The following is a 16,574-nucleotide window of genomic DNA, read 5'->3' on the forward strand; positions in this document are numbered from 1 at the left end:
CTAGAACCCCATGGGATCCCGGTGGGGAGTCGCCGACGGGTCGCTCGACCACACCAGGCGCAGCTCCACGGTCCCCGGCGGGGCCGCCTCCTCGATCAGACGCGCCGCCCAAGCGTTCCAGTACACGTACGTCCTGTTCTCGGGCAGCCGGAACGCAGGGACATCCACCGGCACCCGGTCCCCGTGGAACACCGCCTGCCGGATCTTCCCGGTCAGCTCGGGTGCGGAGGATCGGGCCTCGTCCAGGCAGTCGGCGACGGTCGTGGGGACATAGGCCGTATACGTACCGGCGGGCAGCCCGGGAACGTTCACCGGAATGAAGTGCCCGGTACCTGCGAACCGGTCGCGCACGGCCTTCAAGACAGTGGCGCCCAGGATCGGGGCCGCCGGGTTCGCGGTGGGGTACTCGGACAGCGTCCCCGACGGATCCCCGTGCAAGGAACCCGGGAGCTCCGCGGGCAGCGGTGTGGCTTCCTCGTCCAGTTCCCAGCGCATGATCTCGTCGCTCTCCAGGAGCGCCCCCTGGAAGTCGTCGTGAAAGCGCGGCACGAGGCGGTACACCTCGATGGGGGCGGTCATCGGGTCAGTCATGGTGCCGTCCAATATGCCGTCGAATCGGGAGCGCCGTTGCGGAGCTCGCGCTTGATCTCGGAACCGATGCGTGCCAGCTCCGACCTGAGATGATTGCCGATGGTAGTGCTGCTCGCGCCACGAGCGCTCAGCAACTGTGCCTCGGTCTGGAGGTGATCCTCGATACGGTTGAGGAATGCCTTGCGGTGTGTGTAGTTGTGCGGCGTCGGATGGTCGAGCGGGATGCCGTTGCTGGCGTCGTTGATGTCAACGCCGTACTGCTGGAGCAGTTGGCGCGCGCGGGCGCCCGACGCCCAGTGCCCCTTCGCGCCGCCGGACGGGACGATGTGCGCCGCGGCCTGCCCCGGGTTGAAGCTGACCCCGTTCGCCTCCATGTTGGCCCGTAGCCGCGCCGCGTTCTGCTTGCAGGTGAGCAGACCCAGCAGGTCGAACCAGGTCGTCGGGTTGAGGACGTAGGCACAGGGGTTGGGGGCCGGCTCCAGGCCGAGGGGGTCGGGGGAGACGTAGCGGGCGGTCTCGGGGTCGTAGTGGCGGAAGTAGTTGTAGTGCAGGCCGCCGGTCTCGGCGTCGACGTACTGGCCGGGGAAGCGCAGCGGGGTGTCGGCGAAGGCGTCGGCGTTCGGGGCGGTGGTGCCCCAGGTGGTCGTGCGGGTGTGCCAGGCGATCTCGCCGTCCTCGGTGACGAGTTCGGTGGGGGTACCGATCAGGTCGGTGACGATGGCGAAGAAACGGGAGTCGACCTCGGTGTCCGACAGCTGCTTGCGCTCGTACTGGGCGATGGGGCGGTGGCCGTCGTACTCCCAGGTGACGGTGACACCGGTCGCGGCGTGGGTCTCCTCGGCGAGGCGGGTGCCGTCCCAGGCGAAGCGGATCTCGTCGAGCCGTGTGACTCCGTCGTCCGCCAGCCGGTACTTGGCGGTACGGCGGCCGAGGGGGTCGTAGCGGTAGTGCCAGGTCCGGCCGTCGGGGGTGGTGCAGGAGGTCAGCCGGTTCTCGGCGTTCCACGTGTACTGCCACGTCTCGGGCTTGCGGGACAGGCGCTTCTTGGTGCGGGACACCAGCCGTCCGGCCTCGTCGTAGCGGTAGGTGGTGTTGCCCGCGCGCAGGAGACGGGTGCCGGAGTAGGTGCGCTGCCCGCGTGCATCGGGGTCGGCCGGGCGGTCGGGCCAGTGAGCGCTGGCCTGGTTGCCGGCGCTGTCGTAGGTGTACTCCTCGTGCCAGCCGCCGCGACTGGCGGTGGTGGCGAGTGGGCGCCCGACCGGATCGAGGGTGTAGGCGAGGGTGCGGCCGGTCACCTGCTCCGCGAGTTCGCTCAGGTGGCCGTCGGGGCGGTAGGTGTAACGGCGGTCGCGCAGGAGGCGCCGGTCGGCGCCGGGACGCGGCTGGGCGCTGAGGGACTGGCGGGTGAGCCGGCCCAGGCCGTCGTGGAAAGAGGAGAGTGACACTTCTTCCCCGATGACGCGTTCGGTCTCCTGGCCGAGCAGGTCGTGGGCGAAGGTGAAGGTGTGCCGTGCGTCCAGGGACAAGCGGGTGCGGTTGCCGAGCACGTCCCAGTCGGCGGTGGTCCGCGCGCCGCTCGGGGTGGTGCGGCCGATGCGCTGTCCGGCGTCGTCGTAGCGGTAGTGCGTGACATGCCCGTCGACGGTCTCGGTGAGCAGCCGGCCGAGCGTGTCGTAGGAGCGGGTGAGGACCGTGTCGGGTGAGGTCACACCGGTGAGCCGGCCCGCGGCGTCGTACGTGTAGTCGGTGCGCTCGCCCGAGACCTCCTTGGCCGTGAGACGGCCGACCGCGTCCCGGACGAAGGTGAACACGTCGCCGGCCGCCGTGGTGCTGGAGACGAGGAAGCCGGTCGGGTCGTGCGTGAAGGTGGTGCGGCGGCCGTCGAAGTCGGTCTCGGCCACCACCTCCCCGCGCGCGTCGAAGGTGTATGACCAGGTCGCACCCTGGGGATCGGTGACGCGGGTGAGGCGACGCTCGGTGTCGTGGGTGAAGGTGCAGGTGGCGCCGTCGGGGGCGGTGCGGGCGGCGAGGAGGTCGAAGGGGCCGTAGGTCAGAGTGGTCGTGCCGCCGAGCGGGTCGGTGTGCCGGGTGCAGTTGCCCTCGCCGTCGTAGGTCCACGACTCGCGGCTGCCGTCCGGCGCGGTGAGGGCGACCATGCGGCCCTCCGCGTCCCAGGCCAGGGTCGTGACGCCGCCTAGCGGATCCGTGACGGTGAGCGGGCGGCCGAAGGCGTCGCGGGTGCAGGTGGTGGTGCCGCCGCGGGCGTCGGTGACCGAGACCGGGAGGCCGGCCGCGTCCGCGTCGACGGTCAGCGTCGTGCCGCGGGGATCGGTGACGCCGGCGGTGGCGCCGGTGGCGTGGTGGGTGAAGGTGGTGGTCGTGCCGTCGGGGGTGTGGACCGCGACACGATTGCCGCGCTGGTCGAAGTCCTGGCGGGTGACGGTGCCGTCCGCGCCCGTCACCTCCACCGGCAGGTGCAGGGCGTCGTAGGAGAAACGGGTGACGGAGCCGTCGGCGTCGACCACCTCGGTGAGGTCGCCCTCGTCACTCCACTCCCAGCGGGTGACGTGCCCCGAGGGATCCGTCCGGCTGAGCAGGTGGTCACGCGCGTCCCACTGCTGGTGCGTGGTGTACCCGAGCTGGTCGGTGATCGCGACGATCTGGCCGTGCCGGTTCGCACGGTAGGTACTGGACTGGCCGAGGGAGTCGGTGTAGGTGGCGGTGGTGGTGCCGTCCTCGTACGGACCACCGTAGGTGATGCGGGAGTTGAGGATCCCGTCGGTGCCGTGTGTCTCGACGACCCTGCCCGACGCGTCGTAGACGTAACGGAACACCGTGTCGTTGGAGTCGCGCCAGCCGGTGATGCGGTGCGCGTCGTCGTAGGTGAAGCGGGTGGCCGCTTCGACGGCGTTGACGACCTCGGTGAGGTCGCCGCTCTCGTCGTACGCGTAACCGCGCAGCCGGTGCGGTCCGTCCTCGGTGACGGCGAACAGGCCGGTGACGCGACGGCTGTCCGGGTCAGTGGTGAGCGTGAGGCGGTAGCCGCCGGAGTGGGCGACTTCCAGCAGTCCGTCGTCCTCGGCGCGGTCCACGGTGACGTGGTTGTGGTTGCGGTCCTCGACCCGAGTCAGCCACCACACGCCCGCCCGGGCCTCGGAGGGTTCGAAGTGCCGGGTCAGACCCGTGTACGGGTCCTGCACCACCAGTGCGTACGAGGTGCCCTGGGACACATACGTCAAAGGCAGCCGCTCGCCCGCGACCGGTTCGACGCGGTCGCCGACGATGTCCGGGGTGCGGGGGTAGTAGAGGCTGGAGCCGTCCTCGCGGCGCCACCACACGCCGTCCGCCTCCGGGTCCTTCTCCAGACGCTCGTCCAGGGTGGAGGCCCAGGACGGGCCGAAGGCGATGCCGTGCGCGTACTCGGTCAGGTGAGTGCGGTGCAGCGTCAGCGGGAGGATGCCGGGCAGGTCGACGTCGGTCTGGGCGAGGATCATCTGCCCGGTGGCCATGTCGATCGGGTCGCCGCAGGTGAACTTGTTCAGCAGGGCGCGCGCCCGCTGGGACAGTTTCTCCCGGGACTCCTTCAGCTTGTCCCCCGGGCCGCGCTTGCCGCCGGTGCCGGGTAGCCCGTGGCCGCCGCTGCCGTCACCGTGCTTGCCGACGTCGATGCCGTGGACCCGGTCGCGGACGCCGTGGTCGTTGTGTTTGTGCAGCCGCGAGGTGGCCTTGACCCGGTCCGGGACGGTCTCCGTGATGTGTTCGGTGATCCGCTTCAGGGCCTTCTCGGAGCCCTTGATCGCACCGTGCAGCACACTGTCGAAGACCTTCGTGAACGGGTCGCGGCCCTTGCTGCGGCCGAACGCCCCCTTGACCCGGGTCAGCGGGGAGGACGCGGCGGTGTGCATGTCACCGCCGTGCCGGGAGACGCGTCCTGCGCCGTGCTCGAACTCGACATGGTCGATGCGGAGTTTTTTGCCGCCGGCGGAAGGGCCGGGGCCGCCCGCCGAAGCCAGGTGCATGCCGTCGTGCCTGCCCCCGCCGCCACCGCTGGAGCCACCCCCGCCGGAGCCGCCGCCGCTGCCGCCGTCGGGCATGGAGAACGCGCCCTCGGCCAGGTCGAGAACCATGTCCTCGACCATCGCCTCCAGTTTGGCGTTGACCGGCTCGGTGACCTTGGCGATCACCTCTTCCACGATCCGGTCCACCGCCTCGTCGATGATCCGCTTGACCAGCTGCCGCATCGCCGCGATCTCGGCCGCGCCCAGCACCGCCGACAGGCCCCCGGTCACCCAGGCCAGCCCGATCGACAGGCCCACCGAACCGGCCATGACGGCCAGTTCGGCCTCAGCCTTGGTCTTCATCCAGAAAACGATCTCGGCCAGAGCGTCACACGCGTCGGCGAACAACCGTGCCAGCTCCGGAAGTTTTTCCAGATGACTGGCCTTGACCTGGTTCCAGTGCTTCTCCATCGCGTCGACGGCCCAGCCCTCGGAGGAAGACAGCAGCCGGGAGAACGCCAGGTGCGCTTCACCGCCATGCCCCTCGAACTGGTCGGCGAACTCCCGCATGGCGTCCGCCATATCGCGGTAGTCGTCCTCGTCCACGTTCGGGAAGTTGATCCCGATGAAATCCAGGACCTCGTCCAGCCAGCCCGGGATCGTGTAACCCATCCCCGTGCAACCCCCGTCAACGCGACCACAGTTCACTCAGCAACGCGAACAAAGACGTGACTGGGCGAACGTCAGTTCCCGAGGGGACGTGCGGGATCGACGTGCAACCGGTGAAGATCTGCCGTACTGCGCGCACGCGAAATCGATCACGCCGGGCGACCACCGCGCCGGCCGGGCATCCACCGCTCGCGGCGGCGGCATCGGCCGGACCTCGGCAGCATCGGGTCACGGGAGTCATCAGTGGTGACTCGTCGGAACGAGGGTCACCCGAACGTCAGGGCGTCCGGCAGTCGTCCGCGCCGAGGAAATTCGGGGCCCACCCGTCGTCCCCGCGCAGCCGTGAACCCCGGGGCACAGGCCGGCGCCACCCGCACGGACCGGGGAATCAGAATCCCAGCAGCTCAGACGCCGGCGGAGCGCGCGGCACGCCTGGAGACGGGCCGCGCACAGCGCATCCAGAAACGTCGCGCGGCAGCGGGAGGAAACGGGTGGCACCGACAACATCGACTTGCAGGACGGCTCCGGTGGCCGGCTGCGCCACCGCTGTCGCCACATCGTGGTGGACGAGGCCCAGGACCTGCGCCCCGCCCACTGGAAGATGCTTGAACCGTCCCCAGCGAAACTTGAGAGTTGAGGGAAAGCCGCGTCCACAGCGTCCACCGGGGATCGCTCATCCCCTCTGACCTGCAGCTTCTCTGCGGACACCCAACAGAATGTGTAGCGTCCGCCGGCGTCCCCGGCATCCGACCGCCCTCCGCCACCCAGGCCGCCCTCCGCCACCCAGGGCGCCCTCCGCCACCCAGGGCGCCCTCCGCCATCCAGGGCGCGCTTCCGCAGGTCAACACGGCTCTTAGCAGGCGGGGCCGGTGGCGGACACTGCCCCCTCCGGAACAACGAAGAGACCACCCACCCGGCCGGGGCGGTTTCTTCGTTCCAGGGCCTGGCCGACGGGTCGCGTCACCGACCCCACGCCCGACCGCACTGTCACCCGAATGGCCCAACATGATGTGCCACCCAGAAGGGTGAAGATCAAGCTGACTAGTGCCGCAACTGAGGCAATCCGTGAAAGGGGAACCACATGCGCATTCGACGAATCCTCGCCGCCGTCATCGCCACGGCAGCCCTCGCCGGACCCGGCCTCACAGGCGCCGCCACCGCCGCCGCACAGGGTGCCCCATCCTACGTCACCCCTTCTGAGTGCAAGCAGGGCGGCGGAATGCCCGCGATCAATGAGGCGGGCAACTACTGCAAGGGCGGTTCGCACGACGGGGAGCAGATCGACTGAACCCCACAGGGCGCCCCGCAGCCACGCGCCGCGGGGCGCTCCGCGCCGGCGCAGCCCGGAGAATCGGGGGCTGGCCTGGCGCGTCCGTGGTCCCGACGGACCGGGAGACCACGCGACCCCAGAGCAGCGGGCCCGCCCCGCCGGGCGGGACGCGGCCGAACCCTCCCGCCCGCCGTGGTCACGGAGTGGGTCCGAGGCCTGTCTGCAGCCGTCGGCGGTCGGGCCGGCCGACGGCGTCCGCGTCGGTCAGCGGATGCGGAGACTGCCGGTGTACACGTCCGTACGGTTCTGTGGTGCGCCGGAGTTGGTCTCGGTGAGCACCGCCCGTACTCCCGTGCCGTCTGCCACCAGGCCTTGGTAGTCGCCGAGGAAGTAGCCCCCGGCGAACGGCGCCTGCAGCCAGTCGAAGACCCGCGAGATCCGTCGTTCGGTCCGGAGCTTCGGGTTTCCGTGCTGCAGCGTGGCCAGTTGGTAGGCGGTGGGCAGGGTGGTGGTGTTGCCGGGCTCGAGGAAGCGCAGGTCGTAGTAAGTGAGCGCGACCGTGCCCCGCTCTGCGACCGCGATCGACGGTGAGAAGGCCGGAACGCCCCTGGGGCTGATCAGCTCCGGGGTCCCCCAGGTGCGTCCGCCGTCGGTGGACCGCACGAGCTGGACGGCGTCGAACTTTCCACCGGAGAAGTCCGAGCCCTCGTAGGCCATGTACAGCGTGCCCGTTGTGGGGTCGACGGCCGGGCTCGGCAGGGTGGCCGCGGCGCGCAGCAGTTTGGTGGGGTCGTTCGGGTCGACCTCCGGTACGGAGGTGTCCCGGGCCACGTGGACCGGGGCGCTCCAGGTCTCTCCGGCGTCGGTCGAGGTGACCACCTCGTAGCGGGCTTCGACTACGGTGCTCAGGTCGTCGGAGTAGGTGATCCGGTCGAAGAAGTCGTACAGGGTGCCGGTGCGCCGGTCGGCGACGATCAGATGGCCGATGGTCTGGGTGTTGGGCACGGTGCTGGTGTCGACGAACGGCCGGGCCTTGCTCCAGGTGCGGCCGCCGTCGCGGGTGAGGGAGATGTAGCCGGGACCGTCGAGGGAGCTGGGGCCGGGTGGGTCGTTGTCGAGGCGGTTCCAGACCTGGTAGGCGGTGCCCTTGCGGATCGGGTCGGCGGTGAGTGAGGGCTTGTCGTTGAAAAACGGCTGCTCGTCGACGTGCGTAGTGGTGAGGTTCTGCCAAGTGCGGCCGCCGTCGCGGGACGTGGCTGCCAGGAGGGCGCTGCGCGTGCTCTTCGTGAAGTCCACGCCCTCCCCGCCGGCATAGACCGTGCCGTCCGGTCCGGTGCTCACCCAGGGGTCGGAGGCCCGTTCGTAGTCCGCGCCGCCGGGGGCGCACAGACTGAACGGCAGCGTGCTCCGATGGAAGGTGCGGCCGTCCCTGGTCCAGCCGGCCACCAGGCCGCGGGCGCCGCCGTCGTTCCAGCGGTCCTGCTGGAACACGGTGACCACGCGCTTGGGGTCGCGCGGATCGACGGACAGGTACGGCTCGACCTCGGTGGCCGGGTAGACGATGCTGTCGGGGGACCTCGCTCCGATGGTGCACTTCGCGTACGGGTCGCCGTGGGACACCTTGACCAGTGGTGTGCCGTCGGGGTTCCGGTCTGCTGCGGCGGGAGTCGCGCCGGTGACCGTGACGAGCAGGAGCGCGGCGGTGGTGACGGCGGTCAGGGGCAGGAAGACGCGCATGCGGGATCTCCTCCGGGCCTGGCGGCCGGGGTACGGAACCGCCGTCGTCGGGGCGGCCTGGGGCACGGAGGCGTACCGGAACGCGAGGGTGGGGCGACTCCGCTTGGTCCTTTTCGGCCTTGCAGCCAGTGCCCTTGATGGGCCGAACGACGGAGTCGTCCCCGGGGTCGTCGAGGAGCACGGTGGAGCCGACCGGCGGGTGCACCGTGCCGGTCGGCTCCTTGGTGGTGCTGTTACGGCGCCGTCTCGCAGGTCCCCGGGCAGGGCCGTGGGCCGCGCGCCGGTCAGCGATGCCGGGGTCGGCGCTGGCTCAGACGGGTTGGTGGAGCGGGATGACCTGCTGGACCTCTTCCACGGTGGGGATGAGCCAGGGCATCGGCAAAGGGCCACCTCAATGCGGACAGCGGCGCGATCATCGCCCGCGCCAGAAGGAAGACTCCCTCACCGTCGGCACATCCAGGCTCGAGGACGGCGGGACTGCTCGTTCTACTGCGCCAGTTCACGACCTGCCGAGTGCCGGCAACGCTCGTGATCAGAACAGCTCGGAAATCCGAATCAACACGGCTGGTGCTGTGACCGGGAGGGTTCGCCGGGCTGGGAGCGGACAAGCACTCTGGTGGGCCGGGCAGCCTGCACACTGGGCGTGGGAAGATCGCGCCGTGACTATCACCCTGCATGACTTCGATGGTGAGCACTCGCTGACACTCGCTGCCGGTGACCTGGCTGCCGATGCTGCCGTAGTTGCCGCCGGACACGAGCCGAACGGCTACTTCTGGGAAGGTCTTGTGCAGTTCGCCTGGCCGGATCTTGCTGAGCGCCTCGATTTCGACAGCGAGGGCGGCATGTTCTGTGCGCTCGGGAGCTCGAGCGACCTCGCGCGTCTCAAGACTGCCCTTGAGCCCGTGATCTCGAGCCCCAGCGCAGTTCGCGAGATTGTTGCCCGTGCCGAGACGGCAGGCTTCGAGTTCGACGACTAATGCTGCGACCAGCAGATCTGCCGGTTCAGGCCGCAAGCTGGAGAGGTCTGCCGCCCAAGCGGCGGATCCGCCAGTTCACATGCGCGGACAGGTTGTCGAGGATCACGGCGTCGAAGTCCACGTCCCGGGACTCCTTCCAGGTCTCGGTGCGCTGGAAGGAGATCCCGCGGCGGAGCAGGAGGCAGCGCAGGGACTCCCGGCCGATCCTCACCGGGCGGGCGATGTTGCGTCGCAAAGGTTCCAGGTCACAGCACCAGGAAATGCGAACGACATCCTCGGTCACTGTATGACGACATGGCCGAGGCCGTTCAGGACGGCGGCGAGCGCGGTGTTCAGGACGGCGCGGATCGTCTCGGAGTGTTGACGGCCTTGCATTCAAGACGGTTGGCGTCCACCAGAGCGAGTGCCGCGGTGTCGCGACGGGCACGGACGATCCGTCCGACGGTGGACCGGGTGCCGTCACTCCATACCCACCGCGCCGGGTGCACCGGACGGACTGGTTGCCCAGCCGTGCGCCGGCCGGTCAAGTGATCGCCGGCGTGGTCCCGTCGGGCAGCGCGCAGGCGTAGCCGGCGTAGGGGCGTGAAATGATCTGTCCGCCGGCGGCAGTGCAGTCGTCTCGGGAGATGTTCGGAGACGAGGCGGCCCCGGCGCTGACAGCGCCGACGGCGCTCACGCCGGCAAGGGTTGCCGCGGCCAGGGCGAGGCCCAGGATTCTGCGCATGCGCATGACTTCCTCCTCCTCTCAGGCGCCTTCGTCCGGCCTTCGGGAAGGACAAGTCTCAAGACGACGGCGCCCTCTTACTCAGCATGGGCGCTCCGCATGAGGCCCGCGAGGCGAGGCTCGGCGCCGCGCCCGGGCGGTGACTGCCCGGCCCCGAAGAGACATGGCGTCACGGACCTCGACCGGCCGCACCGATGCGCGGCGTGCGCGTCGCCAGGAGCGGGGCGACGCCGATGTCCTCGGCGTCGTGACTGCTCACCGGGGCCGCGTCATGTCCGGGCAGGCCGGGGGCTGAGGAGGAGACAGGCCATACCTGCCTCCGACCGGTGCCGGCGGGCGGCTGCCGCGCCCGGTCCTCTAACGCGGTTCGCTGGCCGCCGCCCGGCAGGCACCGGTCGCGGCGCCGACCGCCACTCCGGCCCCGGTCAGCCCGGTCACACAACTCTGCAGGTCTCCGACCACGCCACGGCTGCAGGCCGCTGTGACGGAGTCGGAAACGGTGGCACCGGCCAGTTCGGCCATCTTTGTGCAGGCGGGGATGTCCGCCCGGGCCGCGGGAGCGGCGAGGACCGCACCGCCGAGGGTGAGGGTCAGGCCGGTGAGGGCACCGGCGATACGGGTCGACGTGCGCATGGGACGCACCTGCCTTCCGGGTTGGCCGCGCAGTCCTGGTCCCGGCGGACCGGATCCACGCGGTAAGGCCGCCTGGCGACGCTCGGTGAGTGGTGCCCCGGCCGGCGGGCTCACAGACTGACCGCACGATCCTGCGTCGCATCCATCGAGCCGCACCCGGACATGGTCGCCAGGCCGAAGGAGAGGGCCCCGGACCGGATGAGACGCACTCGGACCTCCACTCGCGGGCCCCTCACTCCAGCGTCGCACCCTCTCCCCCGCCCGTCCTGGGCACCCGGGGGCGGCCGCGCCGAGCAACTGCGATTGCGCGAAGCGCGGTAGCCGGCCCGTCCGGCCGACCAGGTGAGGGCGGCGCGGCCCATGTTTCGAGTGCATCCGCCCCGACCAGCCGCGGACCGGGCGACGTCCTTGTGAAACGACTACGGACGGGCGTGTCCGAGGCCGGTGTCGCGTCGGTGTTGACGACACCGGCTTTCCGGACCCACAGACAAATCCCCGGCTCGACCCTGCCCCGGCAAGCCATGCTCAAGCAGGTCCGTCAGCCTGCGACTCCACTGCGTCGGCTCATGCCGCAGTCACTCGGTGCCGAGGGCCGGCGGCTCATTGCCCGTTGTCGCCCAAGGTGAGCCGGCATGGGCGCAGAGGGACGCACCCGCCCAGGGCGGATGCTGCATGCCCAGGCCCTGCTCTGCCTCGCCGGACGCCGAGCCGACGTCCTCTTCGCCATGCTCCGCGAGGCACCTTCTACGAACTTCGGCCGTCAGACCCAGTCACCTGACCTGCGGGTCTGCAAGGACGGGCCGGCCACGGCCGCGGAGAGGAGTCCCCCGCGTACCGACCTACGACTGATCATCGTCCGCATTCTTACGTGCCCTCGGCCGCCCACCGGCCTCAGCCGGTCTCCGGGTCGTTGCCCTGCTGGTCCTCCCGGTCGTTGCCGACCCCGTAGCCGATCAGCATCGACTCGTGCAGGTCCTGCCTGAACACGCTCTTCTCGTCCACACCGTGATGGTCCAGGAACTCCTCCATCGGAGACTCGGCCATGCTCTCACCGGCGGAGTAGATCTTGGTCTTCTCCTCCCTGGTGAGCTCCTCCACCTTCTCCTTGTGCTCATCCACCGAGTTGTCGGAGATGTCGCCGACCATCTGGCTGATGACCTGTTCGGCAGCACCACTGGCGGTATCGGTCGCCAGCGGGATGAGCACCGCAGCCGTGCCCACGGCCGCGGTCGCGGGCAGGAAGGCGACGCCCGCCGCGATGCCCGCCGTGGCCCCGAACTCGACCCAGCCCGCCCGCTTGGCGACCGCCTTCTCGTAGTCCTCGTGGGTCTTGAGGTTCGTCGCCTCCACCTGGTCGGCCCGGGACTGGTCGAGCATGCCCTGCACCTCGGCGCCCACGCGCACGGTCGCCCTGGCAGCGCCCTCGTTGATCTTTCCGTCCGGGCCCACTGTCTCTTCCAGCGCGCTGCGGGTGTAGACCTGCTCCGCGGTCGAGACCGTCGCGTAGGCGTCCGGGTGCTGACCCAGGGTGCTGAGGAAGCTCCGGACGACGCTCCGCCCGTTCCCGTCCGCGGTGTCCGCGAAGTCGAGGTGCCCGTCCGGATTCTTGCCCGGCGCGAACACGCTGTCTGGATCGTTCTTGTCCAGCGCCCAGTTGATGTCGTCGATGTAGCCGGCACCCATGACGCCCAGGCTGTCGGCCATCGCCTCGTGGTGCTCCTTGAGCAGACCCGGGTCCGCACCATATTTCTCCATGACCTTCTGCATGACCGCGGCGTTGTCCGCGTCCCGCACCACGCCGGCGTCCGGGTGCCCGGCCGGGTAGCCGAGGGTCGCTGCCTCCAGGGCGTGGCCGAGGGCGTCGGGCATCTGGTCGAGCGACGCCTTGAGCTCCTTCTCGTCGAGCGAGTTGACGTCGGGGAAGGACTCCCACTTCTCGTTGCCGAAGAAGTCGAGGTAGTTGTCGATCGCCTCGCCGTCCTTGTTCTTTCCGAGGCCGGCCGTGGCACCGTGGTTGACCGTGCCGTCCTCGTTGTACGCGGTCGGGGGGTCGGCGAAGAACTTCTTCGCCGCTTCCGGACTGTTGCCGAGCGCTTCCAGCATGGCGGTGGCCGGGTCGTAGCCGGCCCCGTTCACGCCGGAGGGGTTGAACGGGTTCTTGAACGGACTGTTCACCACCTTGTTCTCGGCGAACATGTACGGGTCCTTCGCGTGCAGCTGTGCCACGTGTTCGGCGATCGGGTCGAGGAACTTCGCGTCGTAGTTCCCGTACCGCATGATCCCGCCGAGCAGCTGGTATCCGAACGGCCCGCCGTAGTCGTGTTTGGCCAGCGGAACGCGCTCCGTACCCAACTTGCGCAGCTCCGGACCCCACTTGTCGGTGAATTCCTTGTCGTGGGAGGCGGTGGCCAGGTTGAGGCCGAGGTTCTTCTGGAGCTCCTGGACGTCCTTGAGGCGCTCCGGGTCGACCTTGCCGTACTCGTACGTGTCCGTGGAGAGCCGGCCGAAGAACGCGAGCGACTTCTCGGGGCCGAGCTTCTCGTAGAAGCCCTTGGAGAACTCCACCGACGAACTGTTGTCCTTCAGCAGCTCGTTGAGCTGCTGCAGTTCGGCGTGTGTGATGTCCCGGCCCTTGGCCGCCAGAGCGGCGGCGCGGGCGGCTTCCTCCTGGTCCAGCTTCGTGTACGTCGGAGCGTTGAAGTCCTTGCGGTCGGTGACGTTGGCCTCGAGGGTGTTCTTGAGGGCGAGGTCGGTGTCGTTGCAGTTGTCGACGATGAGGTCGATCCTCTTCTGCCACGACTCGATGTTCCGCCGCTCCTCCTGCAGAAGCTCGCTGTAGTCGGGGTCGTGCCGCGCCGCGGGGTTCTCGGACAACGGGTTCCGCGCCGTGACCTTGCCGTTGCCGTCCACGCGGACACCGGCCGCGGGCCCCTCGCGGTCCCGGATGTCGACCAGGTCGTCCTTGGCCTTCTTGATGGCCGCGTAACCCTCTTCCAGGACCAGCTTCACACCCTTGGCCTCGGCCGCGGCATCCGCGAACTCCTTGGCCGTCTTACCGATGAACGCCTTGGTGACCCCTGCGTTGACGCCCTCCCAGGCCGCTCTTTCCGCCTTTGCCTTCATCCCGTCGGCGGCGTCTGCGGCGAGCTTGTCCAGCTTCCCCGCCATCTCCGACCAGTCGTCGGCGGCGGCCTTCAGCTTCGCCACCGGGGCGTCGATTATGTCCTCGTACTTCAGCATGTGGCGCGCTCCCCCGAGCCCTATTTCATGTATTCCGTGAGCACGGATATCCGCATCAGATCTCCCTCGATCTTCGCCTCGTCCTTGGCGTGCTGGGCCTTGCTGTAATCGAGGTGATTCGAAATCTGCGCGCAGGCGTCCAGCAGTGTCTTCAGATGGGTCTGCCAGAAGTCGTGCACCTTCAGCACGGCCGAACCGCTCACGAAGTTCCCGTTGGTCAGCGCCGTCGCCGCATCGAACGTGGAGGAACGGGCGATGTCGCCCTCCTTCGCCAGCCGGCCCAGCAGGTCATACGCGTCATTGCCGATGGCGCCGAGGTCGTCCCGATTGACCACCAGGTCGTTCCCGCCCCCACCACCACCGCCGCCGTCGGCCGGAATGCTGTTGATCTGCATGGCAGTCCGCTCACCCGCCGCCGCGCGCAGTTCGGCCCATTCTTGCTCGAACGTCATGAGTTCCCCCAAGTCCATCCGGACAGACCACGCCACCGCATTCGCGCGGCCACCGACCTGATCAGTTGTCGCTTGTATCATCACCCGGGCGCGAGGCAGCCGGTAGCCGGTTCCCCGAAGCCCGGGCGACAACGCTCGAATCCCGGCAGGGTCATGTCCCGTGGGACCGGCCTCCCCGCCTGCCCGAAGCCGGCAGATGCGCCCCCGGAAACGACCACTCGCGATTCGTCAGACCCCCCACCTGATCCGCCGGATGGTACCCAGCCCGGTGGGATCAAAGGCACAGCCGTCGTCACCCTCAACCAGACCCGGAGCAGTCGGCGTACACTCGCGCCTGCCCGCCGATCAAGACTCAGGGCGTCCGCCAGTAGGTCATCGGATGTGGGCTCCGGGGACGGGTGTTCCAGCGGTAGAGGGTCCAGACGCGTCGGATCTGACAGCGGACCGTGATGACGGTGCCGGCCAGGGCGCGGAGAAACTCGATGACCGCTCCCCGGCGTTCGGTGCAGCGCCGGAGCTTGCCGTGGTTGCTCACTGCGACCGTTTCGACCCGCCGCGCGTCTGGCTAGAGTTAGTCCGCATGGGCATCGGTAGAACTCTCCTGAGCACAGCCCTGATCGCTCTCGTCACCGCGGGCTGCGGCGGGTCGGGATCGGATGACGATGCCTCCCGCCCTGCGGACACCGCACCGCCGAAGAGCGGCAAGGAACTCCCCGTCGCGATCACCTCGGCCGAGCCCGGACTCCTGACGGTGAAGACGCTGCTCGGCGCTCTGCCGCCGGAACCCACCGACGACGCCGCGTTCACCGAACGGGTGCTGTGGACGATGCGTAAACGCACCGTGGCCATGGCCGGGATACCGGGCAGGACCAGCGCCGCGTGCCAGGGCGGCAAGGTGAGCGAGGAGCCGGGCGTGACCACACGGTGCACCGTCACCTACAACGGCGTGAAGGTCCCCTGGTCCATCCGTTTCAACGAGCCGACCGGTGACTTGAAACCGTACGAAATCACCAACGCGGGCCAGGCCGTGCTGAGGGCGAAGTCTGTCTACGGCAACTTCTGGAGGGAGTACAACCGGGTCAGCAAGCACCTACGCTGCGGAAAGGTGCCCGACCTCGAACTCGTCGCATACGGCCAGGACACCGGTCACCGCTGCCAGTACGCCTCGTTCGTCGACGGCAAGGCCCGGTGGGTCAATGTCCCGGTGAGCGTGGGCGAGCGCGGGGTCGTCTTCGACAACGGTCTTTCGCCGCAATCGTCTTGAGGTTGTGGACGGGAAGCTCCAGAAGCGGGACGGAACCAAGGGACGGCGCGACGACGTAGCAACCGGCGTGGAACACCGGCCGCTTGGTCAGCAGACCGCGAATCGGTCCCAGAACAGTTCGGTCAGCCATGAGGGAACGGATCGCCTCCACCTGCGCGGGCGGCTGCGGGACATCGGCTGCCTCGTGCGCGGGCTCACTCCCCGGCTCTGGCCGTTGCGGCTTTCGGCAGGGCAGGGACAGCACCCCGCAGGAGCACCGTTCCTGGTGGGCAACAGCTACCGCGCAGAGCCGCCGGCCCTCTGTCCACCGGCGGTCCGAGCGTCGTATGAGCGTCCAGATCTTCCGCAAGTCGGCTCTCCTTCATCCCCAACACGAGTCCTGGCAGCGGAGAACCGCAGGTGAGGGACTGAGCTACCGTCCGACCTGCTGGACACGGCAAGACAGGTCGAGAGCCGACCCGGAACAGAGAACCTGCGGGTCAGGCAGCCTTCCGGGCTGGCTCCAGAATCGCCACGCACTCCACGTGATGCGTCATCGGAAAGATGTCGGCTTGAGCGGGTCTCGGAAAAGGCCAGGTCAGAGGCCATTTCTCGGCTCGCTGTCCCGCCTGCGGGAGACCAGAGCGTCAAACGAGCGTCATGACGCACAGCACATCCCTCCTCTCCGGGACGGAACAGGCTGCCACGACCAACTGCCCCGGCACGGCTCGGCGAGGGTGCCGTCGAGCAGGACGAAGTCGGGTTCGTGCACGCGCAGCGTCTTCAACAGGCCCGGTGCACGTTCGGCGAGCAGGTCGACGACCGCGCTGGTGTAGGCGTGGGCGGTGGACTCGCTGATCCCGAATCCAGCGGCGATCTTCCCGAGAGTGGCGTGTTCGCGCAGGCACACCAGTGCCACCATCGCGCGCTGGGACGGGCGGAGCTTAAGACCGTGTCCTACGTGGTGAGGCGGACGAGTCGCTTGTAGCAGCAGAGGGCGGCCGCGAGTCCGAGAAAGGCCAGGTAGTTGCGGGGATTGC

At 69.1% G+C, this 16,574-nt stretch carries 10 protein-coding genes and 4 pseudogenes; 4 read left to right on the forward strand and 10 right to left on the reverse strand.

Going from position 1 to position 16,574, the window contains the following annotated elements; translation table 11 throughout:
- Together ACZ4SF_RS24575 and ACZ4SF_RS24580 are read right to left on the reverse strand one after the other, a co-directional pair.
- On the reverse strand, window positions 1-591 hold the full coding sequence (locus tag ACZ4SF_RS24575) for a hypothetical protein (protein WP_468388049.1): 591 nt from the start codon (window positions 589-591) through the stop codon (window positions 1-3).
- Complete coding sequence (locus ACZ4SF_RS24580) at window positions 588-5,261, reverse strand: DUF6531 domain-containing protein (protein ID WP_468388051.1); 4,674 nt, start codon at window positions 5,259-5,261, stop codon at window positions 588-590. Before ACZ4SF_RS24580 ends, ACZ4SF_RS24575 begins: the two co-directional genes overlap by 4 nt.
- Window positions 5,262-5,672: 411 nt before the next feature.
- Between ACZ4SF_RS24580 and ACZ4SF_RS24585 the strand changes: the two are divergent.
- A pseudogene (locus ACZ4SF_RS24585) lies at window positions 5,673-5,865 on the forward strand (hypothetical protein); the annotation flags it as partial.
- Between the two features lie 474 nt (window positions 5,866-6,339).
- Window positions 6,340-6,546, forward strand: a complete 207-nt coding sequence (locus tag ACZ4SF_RS24590; protein WP_468388053.1) for a hypothetical protein — start codon at window positions 6,340-6,342, stop codon at window positions 6,544-6,546.
- Window positions 6,547-6,792: 246 nt separating this feature from the next.
- Here the strand turns inward: ACZ4SF_RS24590 and ACZ4SF_RS24595 are convergent, their stop codons facing one another.
- Entirely contained in the window at window positions 6,793-8,265 is a 1,473-nt protein-coding gene (locus ACZ4SF_RS24595) for a sialidase family protein (RefSeq protein ID WP_468388055.1), read from the reverse strand.
- A 659-nt stretch (window positions 8,266-8,924) separates the two neighbouring features.
- On the opposite strand from ACZ4SF_RS24595, the gene ACZ4SF_RS24600 reads away from it, so the two are divergent.
- Window positions 8,925-9,242, forward strand: coding sequence for an Imm51 family immunity protein (locus ACZ4SF_RS24600; protein WP_468388057.1), 318 nt, complete (start codon window positions 8,925-8,927; stop codon window positions 9,240-9,242).
- A 106-nt stretch (window positions 9,243-9,348) separates the two neighbouring features.
- On the opposite strand, the pseudogene ACZ4SF_RS24605 reads toward ACZ4SF_RS24600, so the two are convergent.
- The 6 genes and pseudogenes from ACZ4SF_RS24605 to ACZ4SF_RS24630 all read right to left on the reverse strand — a co-directional run.
- A pseudogene (locus ACZ4SF_RS24605) lies at window positions 9,349-9,477 on the reverse strand (IS630 family transposase); the annotation flags it as partial.
- Between the two features lie 288 nt (window positions 9,478-9,765).
- Window positions 9,766-9,972 carry a hypothetical protein gene (locus ACZ4SF_RS24610; protein WP_468388059.1) on the reverse strand — a complete coding sequence of 69 codons (207 nt, stop codon included), beginning with the start codon at window positions 9,970-9,972 and terminating at the stop codon, window positions 9,766-9,768.
- Between the two features lie 351 nt (window positions 9,973-10,323).
- Entirely contained in the window at window positions 10,324-10,599 is a 276-nt protein-coding gene (locus ACZ4SF_RS24615; protein ID WP_468388061.1) for a hypothetical protein, read from the reverse strand.
- A gap of 891 nt (window positions 10,600-11,490) precedes the next feature.
- The gene (locus ACZ4SF_RS24620) at window positions 11,491-13,839 is read right to left on the reverse strand and encodes a hypothetical protein (RefSeq protein WP_468388063.1); all 2,349 of its coding nucleotides are present in this window, start codon (window positions 13,837-13,839) and stop codon (window positions 11,491-11,493) included.
- 20 nt (window positions 13,840-13,859) lie between these two features.
- The gene (locus tag ACZ4SF_RS24625) at window positions 13,860-14,291 is read right to left on the reverse strand and encodes a hypothetical protein (protein ID WP_468388064.1); all 432 of its coding nucleotides are present in this window, start codon (window positions 14,289-14,291) and stop codon (window positions 13,860-13,862) included.
- A 352-nt stretch (window positions 14,292-14,643) separates the two neighbouring features.
- Window positions 14,644-14,826: pseudogene (locus tag ACZ4SF_RS24630) on the reverse strand (hypothetical protein); the annotation flags it as partial.
- Between ACZ4SF_RS24630 and ACZ4SF_RS24635 the strand changes: the two are divergent.
- A complete protein-coding gene (locus ACZ4SF_RS24635) occupies window positions 14,815-15,555 on the forward strand; it encodes a hypothetical protein (RefSeq protein WP_468388066.1) in 741 nt (246 codons plus the stop codon). The pseudogene ACZ4SF_RS24630 and the gene ACZ4SF_RS24635 sit on opposite strands and share 12 nt — an antisense overlap.
- Window positions 15,556-16,261: 706 nt before the next feature.
- On the opposite strand, the pseudogene ACZ4SF_RS24640 reads toward ACZ4SF_RS24635, so the two are convergent.
- Window positions 16,262-16,480 (reverse strand): annotated as a pseudogene (locus ACZ4SF_RS24640) (helix-turn-helix domain-containing protein); the annotation flags it as partial.
- Between the last annotated feature and the right edge of the window lie 94 nt (window positions 16,481-16,574).

The organism is Streptomyces sp. NPDC027663 (assembly GCF_055566415.1).